Annotated in this window: 14 protein-coding genes and 1 pseudogene; 3 read left to right on the top strand and 12 right to left on the bottom strand. The window is 40.2% G+C overall.

The window, feature by feature from the left end; all coding sequences use genetic code 11:
* Position 1 precedes the first annotated feature (1 nt).
* Positions 2-787 carry a glucose 1-dehydrogenase gene (locus AM592_RS00930; protein ID WP_053602046.1) on the top strand — a complete coding sequence of 262 codons (786 nt, stop codon included), beginning with the start codon at positions 2-4 and terminating at the stop codon, positions 785-787.
* Between the two features lie 3 nt (positions 788-790).
* Here AM592_RS00930 and AM592_RS00925 read toward each other — a convergent pair whose 3' ends face one another.
* The 7 genes and pseudogenes from AM592_RS00925 to AM592_RS00895 all read right to left on the bottom strand — a co-directional run bounded on the left by AM592_RS00925 (position 791) and on the right by AM592_RS00895 (position 5,991).
* A complete protein-coding gene (locus tag AM592_RS00925) occupies positions 791-973 on the bottom strand; it encodes a YolD-like family protein (RefSeq protein ID WP_053602045.1) in 183 nt (60 codons plus the stop codon).
* Between the two features lie 228 nt (positions 974-1,201).
* A pseudogene (locus AM592_RS00920) lies at positions 1,202-2,940 on the bottom strand (ABC transporter ATP-binding protein).
* Between the two features lie 480 nt (positions 2,941-3,420).
* Positions 3,421-3,876, bottom strand: coding sequence for a GNAT family N-acetyltransferase (locus AM592_RS00915; protein ID WP_053602044.1), 456 nt, complete (start codon positions 3,874-3,876; stop codon positions 3,421-3,423).
* Between the two features lie 159 nt (positions 3,877-4,035).
* Positions 4,036-4,569, bottom strand: coding sequence for a GNAT family N-acetyltransferase (locus AM592_RS00910; RefSeq protein ID WP_053602043.1), 534 nt, complete (start codon positions 4,567-4,569; stop codon positions 4,036-4,038).
* Between the two features lie 32 nt (positions 4,570-4,601).
* Entirely contained in the window at positions 4,602-5,267 is a 666-nt protein-coding gene (locus AM592_RS00905; protein WP_053602042.1) for an SIMPL domain-containing protein, read from the bottom strand.
* Positions 5,268-5,341: 74 nt separating this feature from the next.
* Positions 5,342-5,656 carry a DMT family transporter gene (locus tag AM592_RS00900; RefSeq protein ID WP_053602041.1) on the bottom strand — a complete coding sequence of 105 codons (315 nt, stop codon included), beginning with the start codon at positions 5,654-5,656 and terminating at the stop codon, positions 5,342-5,344.
* Complete coding sequence (locus AM592_RS00895; RefSeq protein ID WP_053602040.1) at positions 5,656-5,991, bottom strand: DMT family transporter; 336 nt, start codon at positions 5,989-5,991, stop codon at positions 5,656-5,658. The genes AM592_RS00900 and AM592_RS00895 overlap by 1 nt, the downstream gene beginning before the upstream one ends.
* Positions 5,992-6,117: 126 nt before the next feature.
* Between AM592_RS00895 and AM592_RS00890 the strand changes: the two genes are divergently transcribed.
* Positions 6,118-6,969, top strand: a complete 852-nt coding sequence (locus AM592_RS00890; protein ID WP_053605934.1) for a LysR family transcriptional regulator — start codon at positions 6,118-6,120, stop codon at positions 6,967-6,969.
* 44 nt (positions 6,970-7,013) lie between these two features.
* On the opposite strand, the gene AM592_RS00885 is transcribed toward AM592_RS00890, so the two are convergent.
* Both AM592_RS00885 and AM592_RS00880 read right to left on the bottom strand, forming a co-directional pair.
* The gene (locus tag AM592_RS00885; protein ID WP_053602039.1) at positions 7,014-8,951 is read right to left on the bottom strand and encodes an endonuclease MutS2; all 1,938 of its coding nucleotides are present in this window, start codon (positions 8,949-8,951) and stop codon (positions 7,014-7,016) included.
* Between the two features lie 347 nt (positions 8,952-9,298).
* A complete protein-coding gene (locus AM592_RS00880; protein WP_053605933.1) occupies positions 9,299-10,579 on the bottom strand; it encodes a CYP152 family fatty-acid peroxygenase CypC in 1,281 nt (426 codons plus the stop codon).
* A gap of 438 nt (positions 10,580-11,017) precedes the next feature.
* Here AM592_RS00880 and AM592_RS00875 point away from each other — a divergent pair, with 438 nt between their 5' ends.
* On the top strand, positions 11,018-12,592 hold the full coding sequence (locus AM592_RS00875; RefSeq protein ID WP_053602038.1) for an alpha-amylase family glycosyl hydrolase: 1,575 nt from the start codon (positions 11,018-11,020) through the stop codon (positions 12,590-12,592).
* 174 nt (positions 12,593-12,766) lie between these two features.
* Here the strand turns inward: AM592_RS00875 and AM592_RS00870 are convergent, their stop codons facing one another.
* The 3 genes from AM592_RS00870 to AM592_RS00860 all read right to left on the bottom strand — a co-directional run bounded on the left by AM592_RS00870 (position 12,767) and on the right by AM592_RS00860 (position 16,390).
* The gene (locus AM592_RS00870; RefSeq protein WP_053602037.1) at positions 12,767-13,153 is read right to left on the bottom strand and encodes a hypothetical protein; all 387 of its coding nucleotides are present in this window, start codon (positions 13,151-13,153) and stop codon (positions 12,767-12,769) included.
* 860 nt (positions 13,154-14,013) lie between these two features.
* The gene (locus tag AM592_RS00865) at positions 14,014-14,388 is read right to left on the bottom strand and encodes a hypothetical protein (RefSeq protein WP_053602036.1); all 375 of its coding nucleotides are present in this window, start codon (positions 14,386-14,388) and stop codon (positions 14,014-14,016) included.
* Positions 14,389-14,407: 19 nt separating this feature from the next.
* The gene (locus AM592_RS00860; RefSeq protein ID WP_053602035.1) at positions 14,408-16,390 is read right to left on the bottom strand and encodes a ribonuclease YeeF family protein; all 1,983 of its coding nucleotides are present in this window, start codon (positions 16,388-16,390) and stop codon (positions 14,408-14,410) included.
* Between the last annotated feature and the right edge of the window lie 58 nt (positions 16,391-16,448).

Raw genomic sequence — 16,448 nt, 5'->3', positions numbered from 1 at the left:
AATGTATCCAGATTTACAAGGAAAGACAGTTGTTATTACCGGGGCAGGAACTGGTCTCGGGCAGGCAATGGCTCTTAGATTTGGCCAAGAAAAAGCAAACGTGGTTATCAATTATTTTAAAGAGGAAGAAAACCCAGATGATACAATAAAAGAAATTGAAAGAAGCGGCGGAAAAGCGATAAAAATCCAGGGAGATGTTTCAAAAGAAGAGGACATCAAACAAATGATTCAAAAAGCTGTTAGTGAATTTGGCTCTCTTGACATAATGGTGAACAATGCCGGAATTGAAAACGAAGTGCCTTCAGATGAGCTTACCTTAGAGGATTGGAATCGCGTCATCTCGACGAATTTAACCGGGATGTTTTTGGGATGTCGAGAAGCGATTGACTACATGCTTGACCACGGCATTAAAGGTTCTGTTATTAATATGTCATCTGTTCATCAGCAAATCCCTTGGCCGCATTTTGTACATTACGCAGCAAGTAAAGGGGGCGCGAAGCTTTTGACAGAAACATTAGCTCTTGAATATGCTCCGAAAGGAATCCGTGTAAATGCCATCGGACCGGGCGCGATTGATACGCCGATTAACGCTGAAAAATTTGCGGATGAAAAATTAAAGGAAGGCGTTGTCGAGCTTATTCCAATGGGGTATATAGGTAAACCCGAAGAGGTAGCCGCATGTGCAGTCTGGCTTTCTTCAAGCGAAGCAAGCTATGTGACTGGGCTCACCCTTTATGTGGACGGCGGCATGACGAAATATCCTGGATTCCAGGCAGGAAAAGGGTAAGCCTTACTGGATTTCTTTAATGGCGGATAACCGGATTGAATACGTCTTTTTATGCTCATCGATAAGTGTAAGATGCTGTTCATATACATTAAGGTGAGAAATTCGTCCTTTACTCGTTTTTAAGGAACCGTTTTCATAATAGTTAACCGTAATGAAGCTGTTCTTTCTTAATGCATTAAGTATCACGAAGATTCCCTCCTAATTAGTGTGTATCTTTAGTATAAACCATAATAAAGAAAACGCTTGCATAAAATTGTGAAGAAATTGTGATAAAATGAGCATTTAGTTCAAAACTTAGGCACCAATACAGCTAATCACCAGACAGTTTTAGCATGAAGGCGTGGTTTATCGGGAAAATATTAAATCGGCCCTCCCCTTTCGTTAAGGAGAGAGCCGATTTTGTTGTAAAAGAGCTTATACTTGTAATTTAAACTGCTTCGAATATAGGTATGCATATACTCCATTGCTTGCAAGTAACATATCATGCGTACCTTGTTCCACAATACCGTCCTCCGTTAATACGATAATCCGCCCGGCATTACGAATAGTGGAAAGGCGATGGGCAATGACGATGGTGGTACGCCCTTTTGCTAACGATTCTAGTGATTCCTTAACGATCCCTTCACTTTCGTTATCTAGTGCGCTTGTTGCCTCATCTAAAATGAGAACCGGTGGATTTTTTAAGAATAAGCGAGCGATACTTAGTCGCTTTTTTGACCGCCAGACAGTTTGACACCTCGTTGTCCGATCTCGGAGTAGTAGCCGTTTGGCAATCTCATAATAAAATCATGGGCGTTGGCATGCTTGGCTGCCTTGATAATTTCTTCATCGCTCGCTGCTGGATTTCCGTAGCGGATATTTTCAATCACCGTTCCTGCAAAAAGGAAAACATCTTGTTGTACAATACCAATGGATTTTCTTAATGACTGCAGGTCGATATCACGAACATTGATCCCGTCTATTGACACATCCCCTTCTATCACATCATAAAAGCGAGGAATGAGAGAGCATAATGTAGTTTTTCCTGCACCAGACGGACCTACTAACGCAACGTACTCTCCCGGTTGTACACGAAGCGACAAGTTTACGAAGACATTGTCCAAATCTTCGTAACGGAAGGAAACATTCTTGAACTCAATTTCACCATGTACCTCTGTCAGAATCATGGCATTCGATTTGTTTTCGATTTCTGGCTTCAGATTCATGATTTCCATAAATCGCTGAAAGCCAGTGATTCCTTCTTGAAATTGCGTGCTCATATGAGTTAGTCGTTGAATTGGCTCAATCATAAAGCTGATATATAGTAAAAAAGTGATTAAATCCGCTAAATCTAAAGTGTTGCCTGCGATACTAGCGCTGCCAAAGATAATCACCGTGATCGTAATCAGTTGGATAAACGTTTCCACACCATTGAAAAAGTATGCTTCAGCTTTGTATGTTTTCTTTCGGCTGTCGAGGAAAAGATTATTTTCTTGGTTGAACTTCTCGATCTCTATGTGCTCGTTGGCAAACGATTTTACTACGCGGATTCCCGATAGACTATCCTCTACCTGTGCGTTTACGTTCCCAATTCCCTCTTTATTTTTTCTTAATGCCTTGTTTAACTTCTTATTAAAATACAATGCAAAGACACCTAAGAATGGTAAAAAACAGAATACGGCGATCGTTAATGGTACGTTAATAGAGAACAAAATGACAAATGCTCCAATAAAGCGGACTAAATATTTGAGGTAGTCTTCTGGTCCGTGATGATACAGCTCGGAAAGGAGCAACAGGTCGTTCGTTATTCTAGACATGAGCTGTCCTGTCTTTTCCTTATCGTAAAAGGTAAAGGAAAGCTTTTGCATGTGCGCGAACAGCTCACTGCGCATATCACTTTCCATTCGAGCACCGATTTCATGGCCTTTGTAGTCCACAAAGTAGTTTCCTATATTCTGGATTGCGACTAAAACTAGCATCAGCCCACCAATCCAATACACTTCACTTAACGCAGTAGACAAGTCTCCTTCCAAAACATCTTTCGTAATATACCGAACGAGTAGCGGAAACACCAAAGTCACAGCAGATACGATAAAGGTGCACGCCAATACCGAAAGAAACAACGTTAAATATGGTTTGTAATATGAGAAAAATTTTTTTACTGGAAAACGCATGATTTACCCCTTTTTGTGTGTTTTTTAAATAAACACATATAAGGGGGTACACCGTTTACAATTTAAGAGAGTGTTCCACCCTTATATGTTTGTACGGTTTGATTCATCATGTTTTTCATGTTAATTGCCTCCTTGTTCGTTGATAATTTCATTGTAAACGATTCCTTAGAGAAATGAACAATTATTTCAGAAAGTGACGTCTATACAGTTACAGGAAAAGAAAATATAGATAATAATAAAAAAAGTACATGATCAGAGAATTAGAAATTATCGGTTCCAACTTTCTTTTTATATCTGTTAACAATTGCATTCCTATGATTTCAATTGCTGTTTAACTAAGGTAAGCCGCTATAGCTCACTATTCTTACATCAGGGAGAAAATCATGGCGCAAATAAAAACCCACAGAGAAAAATTCATTTTCTCTGTGGGTTTTGAGACAGCACTTTTTTTATTTCTAGTTCTTTATATCATTATTTTTCTCATAATTCCTTTGTCATAAATACACTGTTTGGATCTTCTATATAATCTGAAAACGGCTTACAATACTGAAACCCGAAGCTAGCATATAGTCTTTTTGCTGGTTCGAAAGCTTCCATTGATCCCGTTTCCAAACTTAAGCGTCGGTAGCCTCGTCGTTTGGCTTCTTCAATAATATGTTGAAGGAGTCGCTTTGCAACCCCTTTTCTTAAATGCAATGAAGATGTTCGCATTGATTTTATTTCTCCATGTTCGGCATCAAGTTCTTTAAGTGCCCCGCATCCAACTAAGTCATCTTCCTCCCATGCACTCCAAAAAGTTATTTCTGGTTTCCGTAATGCGTCAAGATTTAGTGCATGTATGCTTTCTGGCGGAGAATGCATTGTCATACCTTGAAGATGCTCTCCCACCAATTCGGCCACTTTAGATCCAGTTAAATCATCTACTTTAATATCCATTAGAATCCCTCCTCGGTTACGGTAGAATATACATTATTATAATTTAATAGCAGATCAAGTTTTGAATCTGATGCAATAATTTGATTTTTCAATCATTAGTAAATATGTATATACAGCCTGTTTTAAACAATCACTTTCTCAAAACAGGCTCGATGATATTTATAAATCTGTTTTTACGATCGAGTAAACATTTACATCATTCGGGACTCCATTTTGATACATATATGCTCTTAAAATACCTTCTTTTTCGAAACCTAAATTTAACAGCAATTGATTCGATGCATCATTTTCGAGAAAAACAACGGCTCCAATACGCGTTAAATCAAGCTGTTCAAATCCAAAAGAAATCAATTTTGCAATTGCTTCTCTTGCATAGCCATTTCGCCAATAATCCGGGTGAATTTCATAACCGATCTCGGCTCGGTGATGCTTTGGCAGCCATAGGTTGAATCCGATCGTACCAATTAAATGATTAGTCCCTTTGCGTTTAATCCCCCAGCGAATCCCCCGTTTTTCAGCATAGATTTTCGAAAAAAATTCCACAAACTCTCTCGCCTGTTCTAACCTCGTTAATGGTTCTTGTCCGTAATAGCGAGTAACAAGCTGATTCGAAAAACAAGCAAAGATATCTTCCGTATCTTTTTCTGTTATCTCTCTTAATTCAAGTCTTTCTGTTTCTAATTCAGGAAACATCGCGGCTCCTCCCCTTAAAGCTCATAGTAGCACTAAACGTACGAAAATTCCGCTTCGACTACCGCTGATATTGACAAGGTTCCTGTTTGAATCGGTGTTGTACTGCTTTCCATCGCGTATACGCGCGGTCTCGGTACACCATCTGGAAAGAGCTCCTTTATCTTAAACGGCGTTTCATTTAAATTGACAGATAAAGAGTTGGTGATGGCTCTTGCTTTTTCTTGGGCATTCTTGACCGCCAGAGCTAATGCACGATTTTTTCCAGCAGACTCATCTTTTAACGTAAATTGGATAGACGAAATTGAGTTTGCTCCGCTGGCAACTGCCGCATCGACTATCCTTCCAGTTAACTCAACTTGATCAAGGGTGATTTGCAGAAGGTGAGTGACAAGATAATTACGGAAAACCTGCCTTCCTTCCACATAATCGTATTGAGGCTCCACCCGGTACGTAACCGTTTGAATCGCTGACTCAGGAACCCCTAAATTGGCTATTGCAGAAATAATTCTGTTAATCACAGCGGCATTTTCCTGCTGCGCTTCACTGACACTCTTATTTTCGGTTGTTGCCCCCAGGATGATTTTTGCTTGATCGGGTGCTGCTGAAATTGTGCCTTCTCCTATTACTAGAAGCGTATTTCCAGCTGGCTTTACCGGTGACAAAGAAGGCTGGCGAAAAAATTGCGGATCACGTCTCATTAAGAACCCTCCTTTCGTTTGTAGAGCAGTTCTTTTCATTATATTTCAATATATAGGCTGATGTGTATTACCTTTTAAGAAATCAAACGAAGGCCGACAGCAGAAACGAGGATCAGGCTTATGAAAAAAATACGCTTCCATTCCTTTCTCTCACCAAAGGCAATCATTCCGAGCAGCATACTCCCGGCTGTACCGATTCCCGTCCAAACAGCGTAGGCCGTCCCCATTGAAATACCGGTCATTGCCAACGATAATAGTGAAAAACTTGAGCCGTATGCAAGTACGAGAAACAAATAAGATGTCCAGTTTTGATACACGGTTACACGTTTAATGGCAAAAACACCGAACACCTCACAGAAACCTGCAGAAAAAAGAGCAATCCAAGCCATTAGGAAGCACCCTCCTTTTCTTCGCTAGTTATGAACTTTAAGCCAATAATCCCAGTTGTTAGCAATGCAATAAACAGAATTTTAAGAGGATGAACTGGTTCGTTGAAAAGAAATATTTCTGTAATCACTGTACCCGCTGTGCCAACACCAGTAAAAACAGCATACATCGTACCAACCGGCAGCTTTTCAGCAGCGCGGAGCAGCACTTTGAAGCTGATTAAGATGATTACAGCTGTTACGGCCCACTGCCACCATGTGGTTGAATATTTCAAACCCGCAACCCAAACAACCTCGAATACTCCTGCAATTAACAAGAACCACCATTCTTTATTCATTGGATGTAGTTCCCCCTTCAAGCTTTTACTGTCTTATCAGTGTAATTAAATTTTTCCATAAAGTATAATGATAGATAATGAAATAGGCATCATTTTACTTGATAGCAAAAGAGGTGAAGGATGTTCATGGAACTAACAGATTTCAAAATCTTCGCAAAAATCGCAGAGGAAGGCAGCATATCCCGGGCAGCTGAAAAATTGGGCTATGTCCAATCCAACCTGACAGCCCGTTTGCGGAAACTTGAGGAAGAATTGGGAGTAGCGCTTTTTTACAGGCTTCCAAAAGGGGTCACTTTGACAGAAAAGGGAGCAGTATTTTTAAAATATTCTCGTACTATTTTGCATTCATCTGAAGAAGCCCTTAAAGCTGTACGTGATACTCCTTATCCGAGCGGACCTCTAACAATTGGTGTTGTAGAAACAGTAACTTGCGGTAATTTCATGAATACACTTTCCGAATTCCAAACCCTTCATCCTGACGTCTCCCTCTCTATCTTGACCCGTACTTCACAAGAATTATTGGCAAAAGTGTTTAACCATCAACTGGACGGAGCCTTTGTTACAGATCCCAGCAATTCTCCTCAGTTGATTTATGAATACAAGCGCAAAGATGAGATTGTGTTACTGACAAAATCACCTGGTGCTTATCCAGACCTCAACGATACGAAATGGGCTGTTTTTCCTGAAGGTGATCCGTTTCGAAGAGTGTTGGAGGAATGGCTTGAGAGTGAAAAAATTCCTTTAAAGAATTTGATAGAAATCAGCTCATTAGAAACAATTTTAAGCTGCGTGCAATCAGGGCTGGCTGCTACGCTGCTTCCGAAATCTGTATTATCCGGAAATTATGAGTCCCTGGGTACTTATACGATACCGGAAAAATTCAGGTTTACGAATACTTGCATGGTTCGTCGAAAAGACCGTTTTTCAAGTAAAGCATTCAATGCATTTGCAGAGATGGTTAGGGAAAAAGGACTGTAATTCAAATGAAAAATCCGTACTGATACGAGCACGGATTTTTCACTTTACTCCTCTTCCATTGTCAATCCCTCAACATGCTTTCTATCAAGCTGATGTTTCGCCTTCCGGTAGTCCTTTGATTTGAAGATGATATCAAAGTCATAATCTTCAGGGTACAACTCTTTCGCAGCAATATACAATTTCAAGCGTTTGTGATTGATCGTTTGCTTTTCCTCCTTCACTTGCACAATGTAGTTTCCTTTCTGGTCCGGCCCTTGATAGACGATGCCTGTTTCATTTGTTGCTGTTATCGTTACATTATCTCCTTGCTCAAACTCTGTAACCTTTTCCTCGCTAGCCTTTGCGTACTTTGGTGTTTGCGCTCTTCTCGCGTATTTGTTGGTAGCAATCTGTTTGGAATAGCGCGGCTCCTTCAGTTCATTCTCATCAAATTTGCTTGTGAACGGATGCTCTTTTTTGTACGTAATTTCATAAGCCTTTTCAATCATACTTGGATGCATGCCCAGCTTTAAGGCAATAGCAAACGCCTGGCTCTTTCCGCTTTCTCCAAGCAACAGACGATAGGTTGGCTGAAGGGTTTCCAGATCAAATTCCATTGATCCGTTCAAAAACCCCTCTTTTCGATCTGCAAACTCCTTCATCTCACTGTAATGCGTCGTTGCAAACAGTGTCGCCCCCTTTTCAAAAAGCTGTTCCAAAATCACAATTGCTAAACCCATGCCTTCACCCGGATCCGTGCCAGAACCGAGCTCATCAAGCAACACAAGCGAATGGTCATTCGTTTCTTGCAAAATCTCAATGATATTTACGAGCCTTGAACTAAAAGTGCTCAGGTTTTCTGCTATGCTTTGTCCGTCGCCGATATCCACGAAAATTTGCTGATAAATGTGGAGAGTACTCCCCTCATCAGCCGGGATATGGAGACCGGACTGAGCCATCATCGTTAATAAACCAACTGTTTTTAAAGTGACTGTTTTCCCGCCGGTGTTTGGACCTGTTATCACGAGAGCGCGGTTTTCCTGTCCGAAACAAAGCGAAAGCGGGACAGCCTTTTCCTTTAGCATCGGGTGCCTTGCCCGTTTTAAGTCAATGAGATAGTCTTCATTTACTGACGGTGATGTCCCCCTGAGGAGCTGGCTGTACTTTGCTTTTGCAAACAATACGTCATAATGATGCATTGTGTCAGCCGCAATTTGAATCGTCTGCTCACGGGAGAGGAAGTTCTCTGTAAGGACATATAAAATCCGTTCCATCTCCCGCTCTTCAGAAAGCCTGAGCAAATCAATCTCCTCTCTCATATCCGAAAGCTCATTTGGCTCAATAAACAGAGTGGCGCCCGATGCAGAAGCATCAACAACAGTTCCATTGATTTTATTCCGGTATTCTTTCTTAATCAGAAGGACAAACCTCCCATTTCTTTCTGCTACCATGGTATCCTGCAAATAATTTGCGTATTTTTTCGACTTGGCCATTCCTTCAGCCTTATCCTTTAATTTCGCAAGCTGTATTGACAGCTGCCTCCGAACAGAAGCCAAATGACTGGAAGCATGATCATCAAGCTGCCCATGCCTCATACAGCGATTTAATTCATCCTCCAGATTGTTTAAATTGTCAATCGATTCCGCATACAAACTAACCGTCGGTGCCGCCGCGTTTTTATCCTTCATAAAATTCTTCAGCTTTCGACAATGGTCGAGAAAGGATAAAATACGTGAAAATTGGACTGCCCGCAAATATAACCCTTTCTTCGCTTGCTGAATGTATTGATCCATCTCATCCAACGCATGAATTGGGACACTAGAACTAATGTTCAAAATCTGTACAGCCTCCTGTACTTCTTCCAACATCCGTTCGATCGCCCGTTTATTCATGATCGGCGTTAAATTTTTTATCGTGTCCTTGGCGCGAGACGTCCTTGCGAAGCCTGCCACCTCCTGTAACACTTCGTGAAATCCTAATACATCAATTGTTTGCTGGTTCATTTTTTTGATCCTCCTTCATTTTTTCCAATCAAAAAAAGCCGCCATGAACAAACGCTCATGACGGCCAGAAGAAATAATTTTCTGCACAAAAAAACATTTTATGCACAAAAAAAGCCACGACAATACATGCCATAGCTTGGATTTAACCATTCTTCTTTGCTATGATGCTTGTTCTTAACAATTCTCGAAAAAGGGTGCACGAAAGAAACCTGTGCTTTACACAGTTTTTCACCTTTTCAAGACCGTATTGAATTACGGATTAGTTAAGAACAACCACACTCATAAAATAATCTCCTTTATTGGAAGGGGTTAGACATTTTTTAGTTTATGCTTTTTTCAAGAATCTGTCAATGTCCTTTTTGATTGAGAGTTGAATCACTTCTTTGCCTAACATTACTCATCACAAACCTGTTTTTTGGAAGAGTAGGCATTCTCACCAGACTGAAGCTCAGATCCTGAGATGGTACAGTATAGTCGAGCTGCTTCGCAAGAAAGTCTACACTTGCCTTCATGATTTCAATTGTCACCCATTCGCCCGCACACCGGTGGCCCTTCTCATGATCACCGCCGCCCTGGGGAATGAAATCAAATGGACTTCCCTGCCAATCCTTGAAACGCTCCGGGCGGAATTTATCCGGCTCGTCCCACAGTCGCGGATCATGGTTTGTCCCATAAATATCAAGCAGCACCAGTTGTCCTTTATGGAAAAGGCATTGTTTCCAAGTGAAGTCCTGGCGCACCCGCGCTCCTAAAAAAGGGCCGAAGGGATAAAACCGGCGAACTTCCTGAACAAACCATTGATTCATATTCTCGTCATCAGACTGCAGCTTCTTCCGATACTCAGGATTGTCATGCAACGCCAACGCTGAAAAGGTAATGTAGGTAGCAATTGCAACAATAGGCCTTAATACATTGATCAGCTCTATCGCTGCCATTTGCGTATCCATCGGTTTCCCGTCCAGATTTTGATGAAATGCCATTTTATACACCGCTGTATGCTCAGGCGCATCTAAAGTTCCGGACCGGACATTATCAATCACTTCCCTGATCCACTTCTCCGCCCGTGCCCTGGCCTGTCTCCCGCGCCAGTGTCTCGGTCCTGCCGCTCCAAACGCATCGACCATCTCCCCAAAATCACTGGCTCTTTGCGCAACCTCTTCTTCCTTTAAGGGAACCCCTGTCCATTGACAGACTGCCCGGCACAACATCTCCTGTGTTTCATCAAAGAGAACCACTTTGTCCTTGCTTTCCCACCTGACTGCACTCTTTTTCCACTCTTCGATCATCAGATCCGTCAGAGATTTTTGGCGTTCAGGTGTCATCAGCGACATAAAGAGGAGCTTACGCTTCTTATGAGCTTCACCATCCATAGCCTGAACGGCATTTTCTCCAAACAACGTTTTTTGAACTCTTTTCGGCGCTGCACCCTTTCGTTGAAACCGCTCCGTATCATAAAACACTTTTGCCGCTTCCTCTCCGCTCATACATATCACCTTCTCCCCCAACAAACGAGTTTGAAAGATGTCTGATTCATAGCGGCGGCATCTGTTTTGGATAAACTGATATCCTTCCAATAGCAAAGCAAGACTGTTATCGAGCGTTTTATCAGAGGGGACATTTTCCGTCATTTTCATACGTACTCGATCTCCTTTTTCTTTACGTTTCGTAAGCGTCTTTATTCCAGAATAGATTCCCATCTATGCGATGGTTTTATACCACAAGATGAACGGTAGTCTTACTTGTTTAGTTGTGGATTGTTCTCTTTTTTAGCAGTTCTTCACTGCCCGATCTTAAACGAAATACTTAAGGTTACTTTCCCCTAAAGTTTTGATTTTCAAACTGGAGAGAACAGAGAGATTGAAGGAGAACAAAGCACTAGGTTTAATGGATATAAGGCATAAGACTCATACTGCATCCAATTCATCCAGTTTATAGTCATGCTCTCATCTAGGCAATAGTAATCAAAATCCTAGAAAACATTGAAATATTCTCCATCAGGTGATACATTTTTGTTTGTAATCGAGTAAACGTTTACATTCAACAAATGGGAGATGGGAGATGTGGGTATGAAAAAGAAAAAGCGGTCTGCTGCAATTACATTGTCACTGTCATTTACGCTGGCTGTAAGTTTATCAAGTGGAGTAAGCGCGGAAACAGTATCTAGCAATGGGGGCGATAATAACAGTAAAAATGGAGTTTTTTATGAAATCTATGTCAACTCTTTTTACGATTCTAACAATGATGGACACGGGGATTTGAAAGGGATTACAAAGAAGCTGGATTACATAAACGATGGAAATCCACATAACAAAAAAGACTTACAAGTAAATGGAATGTGGCTAATGCCCATTCATCCTTCACCAAGCTATCATAAATATGACGTAACCGATTACTATAGTGTTGCCCCCGAGTATGGAAATTTAAGAGATTTTAAAAAACTGACAAAAGAAGCTCATAAGCGTGGTACGAAAGTCATCATCGATCTCGTCGTTAATCATACGAGCAGTGAACATCCTTGGTTTAAGAAAGCCGGTACAGATAAAAACAGCAAATACCGTGACTTTTATATTTGGGCAGATGATGAAACAGACCTAAATGAGAAAGGTCCATGGGGACAACAAGTGTGGCATAAAAATCCATACGGTGAAGGGTACTATTATGGAACGTTCTCGTCTGTGATGCCTGATCTAAACTTTGATAATCCAGAAGTGCGTGAAGAGATTATAGATGTTGGGAAGTTCTGGCTAAAACAAGGCGCTGATGGTTTCCGGTTAGATGCAGCTCTTCACGTATTTGAAGGGGAAACGCCAGAGGGCGCAAAGAAAAATATTGAATGGTGGAACGAATTTCGTGACGCAATGAGAGAGACAAATCCACAGACATATTTAGTCGGTGAAGTCTGGGAACAACCTGAAGTGGTTGCGCCATATTATCAATCTCTAGATTCTCTCTTTAATTTTGATTTAGCCGGCAAAATCATTGATTCAGTGAAAAACGGGGCAGATCAAGGTGTAGCTGACGCAGCCTCTGCTACAGATGAATTATTTGAATCCTATAATCCCAATAAAATTGATGGCATATTTTTAACGAATCATGATCAAAATCGTGTCATGAGCGAATTAAATGGAAACATAAATAAAGCAAAGACGGCAGCTTCTATTCTTTTGACTCTCCCTGGTAATCCATTCATTTATTATGGAGAAGAAATCGGCATGACAGGCAAAAAACCAGACGAGCTTATTCGCGAACCCTTCCGTTGGTATGAAGGTGATGGAGAGGGTCAATCCAGCTGGGAAACACCGGTTTATAACACCGGTAATAACGGAATCTCAGTTGAAGCACAAGATAAAGAAAAAAATTCTCTGTTAAACCATTATCGTAAAATGATCCGAATTCGCCAGCTGCATGAAGAGCTAATAAAAGGCGATTTAGCATCCATACAAGTTGAGAACTCACAAGTCATTGCCTATAGCCGCTCTTATGAAAAGGAGTCGCTTCAAATCTATCATAATCTATCAAATAAACCAGTCACCATAACGGTTCCACAAAAAGGAAAGCTGATTTTTTCAAGTGAAAAAGGCGCGAAAAAAGTGAAGTCAACTTTAGTCATTCCGGCGAATACGACAGTGATAATAAAATAAAATGAAGCTTCAATCAGTTGGGGTGTTTACATCCCCAACTGATTGTTCGATAAACCAATCAGGTTTTTAAGGGCAGCCCATCCCACCTAGTAAACCTAGCAAATTAAAGTTTGCTAGGTTACTTTATATTATTGATTACTGTTTTACCATCTGACACTTGATACAATTCAGCACCTAAAGAGGGGTTTTTTCTTCCAATATTTCTTCAATATCACTTTTTGGAATCCACTTCTTATATAATCCTCGCTCCCAAGGTAACCCTGATGGGGGAAACCCTACTTCTTTCGTAATTTTATAGCTCCCTTCTCCTAATAATAATTGAACTCCGTTAGTTTCCCATATTGGGAATTTATGCCCTTTATATTTTGCAAACTGATCAATATAATACAAAACGTCAATTTCATCTCGTGTAACAAATTTTTGATAATTACCTTTTTCATTTAATTCGAAGTCATCTGGTGCAAGTGATGAGTCTTTTACGAATAACTTATAGATTTTGTCGTTTTTTGTAATATATTCATATTCTACCCCTTTATATACTGCTCTCTTCCCGCTTCTCATCTTTATCCCCTCCTATTTCATTAAACTAATAAACTTCTTATCCTCTTCATTATAAATTGCAATTAATTTTTCGCCTTCATTCTTAATTTCATATAATAACAGCCTTACTAGATCCCTTATGCTAGAAAGTTAGTAAAAAAAATGAAAAACATTAAATATTGGACTAGTAATCGTAATTTAATGCTTTTCAACTTACTTCATTTTGTAGTTGCTTTTATGGATAGTTAAACCCCCTCCTATTTTCAACGACTCTCGGAACTTTGAGGTGAGGTCTTACTGCCCGTTAATAGGGGTTAAACTGAATCGAACTACTATTTAATTGGCCCATGATATGACAAGTCTCAGCCTTCTTATAAATGAATATCTTTTTCCTCTTCTATAATTTCAATATCTTCTTTTTTACTTTTTTCTCATAATAATATTTATCAGTCCGTTCAAATCCATTTTTCTGTTTCGAGTAAAGAAACCTTAGCCAGCAATTAATAATAAAGAGTGGTAAACCATCCCTTCATCGCTTTCCAGCATTTCATATTCCTCTTTCATTGCGCGAACCATTTCATTCACTTCTTTTACGGTTTCCGATCGTTTTTTTTCGGCATTATCGATTGGAATAGAATCAAGCCAGGTTTATATCACATAAATGAAAAACACCCTATGTTTCTCTTCGTAACATAGAGTGTTTTTGCGACTGTGCCATCACTTATCAACCAACTAAAAGAACATTGATCAGAAAAGACGCTGCGATATTACTTGAAAAATATGAGCTTGTTATTTGAATTTCTAACCATGGACGTTATTAGCACTTTCTTCTTATTCCAGTTTATATTGAAATTCAAAGTTGAAATAATCCCTTTAAAATTTTACAATTCTATTTCTTTACGTTCTTCTATTAGTTTTACCTCATTTTTAGGTACCCATTTTTCATAAAAATATTTATCCGTCATAGGAAAGTCTAATTCATTTGCAGCTTTACTATCTGCTCCTAATAAATATTCACCATTATACTCTCCATTTATAATTAAATCATAACCTTTATATCTACCAAATGTTTTTATCTTACAAGGGTTGCTTAGCTCTTCTTTGGAGACATTTTTTGTTAAAATACCATCTTTATAAACCTCAAATCCTGCTTTCATATCTAAAGGATCATTGCTTATTAAAGTAATCGAATCATCTTTTTTAATTATTTTATATTCTTTCTCATTATATTTCGCATATATTCCTTTTTTATACATATATTCACAACGTCCTTTTCTATGGTTTTATGAATTTTCCTAAAGTGGCATCAAAAACCCCTAAAAGTTTTTCCTCCCCAGCAGATACTTTATAAAGTTCTGCTCCGTCTTCTGGAGAAAATCTTTGGCCTGAAGTAAACTTCCATTCTGGAACTATTTCTCCGTTTCTCGAACCTGTAAAACCATTTTGCGTACATGGTGGACCATCCGTATTAGTACCACTAAATCTTTCTCCGTATGGGATCTCTATTTCATCAATTTCTTTAGTTTTAAACCTTATCATTCCGTACGAATCTCCATCTGCTGGAAATGGTCTTGTCCCATCTGGGAATGAATAATCCAGTCTGAAGGATTCAACAACATCTCCATAATTATTAATATGTCCTACATCTTCTGCCTTTGCTATATAACCACCTATTTCTGTATATTTTCCAGATAGATAATTCTCAATATCTGATGAAGGGATAGTTTTTTGCAAAAGGGTATTTTCCTTAATTGGTAGAACAGCATCTCGAAAATCTTTCATTATCTTCACTTCTGCATCTGTTAACTCAGATACAGATTTTAATTTCAAGTCATTAAACTCACCTGGTGTTATTCCATGCTTTTTAAGTTCATTATCAATCTGATGACGAAACCCTTTCATTTCACTTGTTACATCAAAGCCAAATTCTCCTTTGCTGGATCCACTAGATTCCTTAGTTACATCGCTTGTAACATTACCATTTTTCATTGAAAACTCCTGTGAGATTTCACTGTACGGCAATTTGTTTCTTGTTTGCACATGGTCCACATATCGCGCCAATCCGCCCACTGCCGTTATCCCAAGTGCATTCGTCAGGCTTTGCGTGCGTTTTTCGTCCGAAAGCTTGTTGCCGAACATGTCCCTTCCTGTTGCTGCTTCGCCAAAGCCGTTGGCTGCGACTAAACCGTAGATACCCATCTCACTCTTATGTAAGATATCCATACCTTTAGTGCTCTTATAGGCGTCTAAGGCATGGTTTGCCGCGTTTAAGCCCTTTGCAGTTTTATAGATCGCACTTCCGCCTTTAATCGCCCGGCCCGCCCAGCCGACGACTGGGATAAAGCCCGCAGCTGCCATCGCTCCGGCCGCGACTCGTTCTGCGGTGGTAAGCTTTTCGCCTGTGACAGGGTCGATGCCTTCTGTTGCTCTCTTAAAATCATAATATCCCGAGATCTCTCCTGTAAAGGTGCATGTCGCATCCCATGTTTTTTCCTGCCACGAGCGGTTTTCCAACTCTTCTTGTTCTTTTGCCAGTCTCCTTTGTTCGATTTGCTCCTGTTTAAATTCTATGTACTCCTCATGTCTAGCAGCATTTTCTTCCCGTATCTTGTAGATTTCGCTGTTGTGATAGGCCTTGGCATCGAAGTGGATCGGAGTGACGTTTCCGCCGCTTCCAGTCGAGGCAAGCAATTGCTGATAAAGAGTGGTGACGATCGCTTCATCGCTTTCCAGCATCTCATATTCCTCTTTCAGCGCGCGATCCATTTCATTCAGTTCTTTTACGGTTTCCGATCGTTTTTTTTCAGCATCCTCGATTTGGGAATGGAAGGATTCTTTTGAAAAAGGTGTGAGGGAAATTAGGTCGTCAATTTGACGGAATGTACCTTTTAATTCCCGGTGCTGCTCAGATACCATTTCCTTCGCACGAGTGAGGCCGTTAGATACATCCTCTTCGACAAAAGGAACATGTACCTCGGTATTGCCGGCAAGATCAAAATCCTCTTCCGTACCAGGTATCCCTTTCAAAAAGGCAATATTTTTATCAATAAGGTGAACCCACTCGTTCACCACGTCGATTTGGGCTTGATAAAAGCTTTTGATTGCCTCAGCCCCTTTTCCATGAAATCCATCGAGGTTAATAAGCGACTGCATGCTTCGTTTCACATGATTCATTTGGCGCTTAAGCTCTTGATACTCATCGGCTCGAGTTTTTGCTGCAGATACTAGTGTTTTCGCTTCATAGACTTTGTTCGCCATTCGACCAATGCCTTTCTATATGTATTTTGCATGAACGATCACGATGACCTCTGCTGAT

It is taken from the genome of Bacillus gobiensis (assembly GCF_001278705.1).
GTDB lineage: Bacteria > Bacillota > Bacilli > Bacillales > Bacillaceae > Bacillus > Bacillus gobiensis.
This window is presented reverse-complemented; position numbering and strand designations above follow the sequence as displayed.

Excerpts from the sequence above, each read along its gene's own strand:
- AM592_RS00895 (WP_053602040.1), bottom strand. The coding sequence starts at position 5,991 with ATGAATAAAGAATGGTGGTTCTTGTTAATTGCAGGAGTATTCGAGGTT.
- AM592_RS00875 (WP_053602038.1), top strand. The coding sequence starts at position 11,018 with ATGAAAAAGAAAAAGCGGTCTGCTGCAATTACATTGTCACTGTCATTT.
- AM592_RS00880 (WP_053605933.1), bottom strand. The coding sequence starts at position 10,579 with ATGACGGAAAATGTCCCCTCTGATAAAACGCTCGATAACAGTCTTGCT.
- AM592_RS00910 (WP_053602043.1), bottom strand. The coding sequence starts at position 4,569 with ATGTTTCCTGAATTAGAAACAGAAAGACTTGAATTAAGAGAGATAACA.
- AM592_RS00860 (WP_053602035.1), bottom strand. The coding sequence starts at position 16,390 with ATGGCGAACAAAGTCTATGAAGCGAAAACACTAGTATCTGCAGCAAAA.
- AM592_RS00890 (WP_053605934.1), top strand. The coding sequence starts at position 6,118 with ATGGAACTAACAGATTTCAAAATCTTCGCAAAAATCGCAGAGGAAGGC.
- AM592_RS00905 (WP_053602042.1), bottom strand. The coding sequence starts at position 5,267 with ATGAGACGTGATCCGCAATTTTTTCGCCAGCCTTCTTTGTCACCGGTA.
- AM592_RS00930 (WP_053602046.1), top strand. The coding sequence starts at position 2 with ATGTATCCAGATTTACAAGGAAAGACAGTTGTTATTACCGGGGCAGGA.
- AM592_RS00870 (WP_053602037.1), bottom strand. The coding sequence starts at position 13,153 with ATGAGAAGCGGGAAGAGAGCAGTATATAAAGGGGTAGAATATGAATAT.
- AM592_RS00900 (WP_053602041.1), bottom strand. The coding sequence starts at position 5,656 with ATGGCTTGGATTGCTCTTTTTTCTGCAGGTTTCTGTGAGGTGTTCGGT.
- AM592_RS00885 (WP_053602039.1), bottom strand. The coding sequence starts at position 8,951 with ATGAACCAGCAAACAATTGATGTATTAGGATTTCACGAAGTGTTACAG.
- AM592_RS00915 (WP_053602044.1), bottom strand. The coding sequence starts at position 3,876 with ATGGATATTAAAGTAGATGATTTAACTGGATCTAAAGTGGCCGAATTG.
- AM592_RS00865 (WP_053602036.1), bottom strand. The coding sequence starts at position 14,388 with ATGTATAAAAAAGGAATATATGCGAAATATAATGAGAAAGAATATAAA.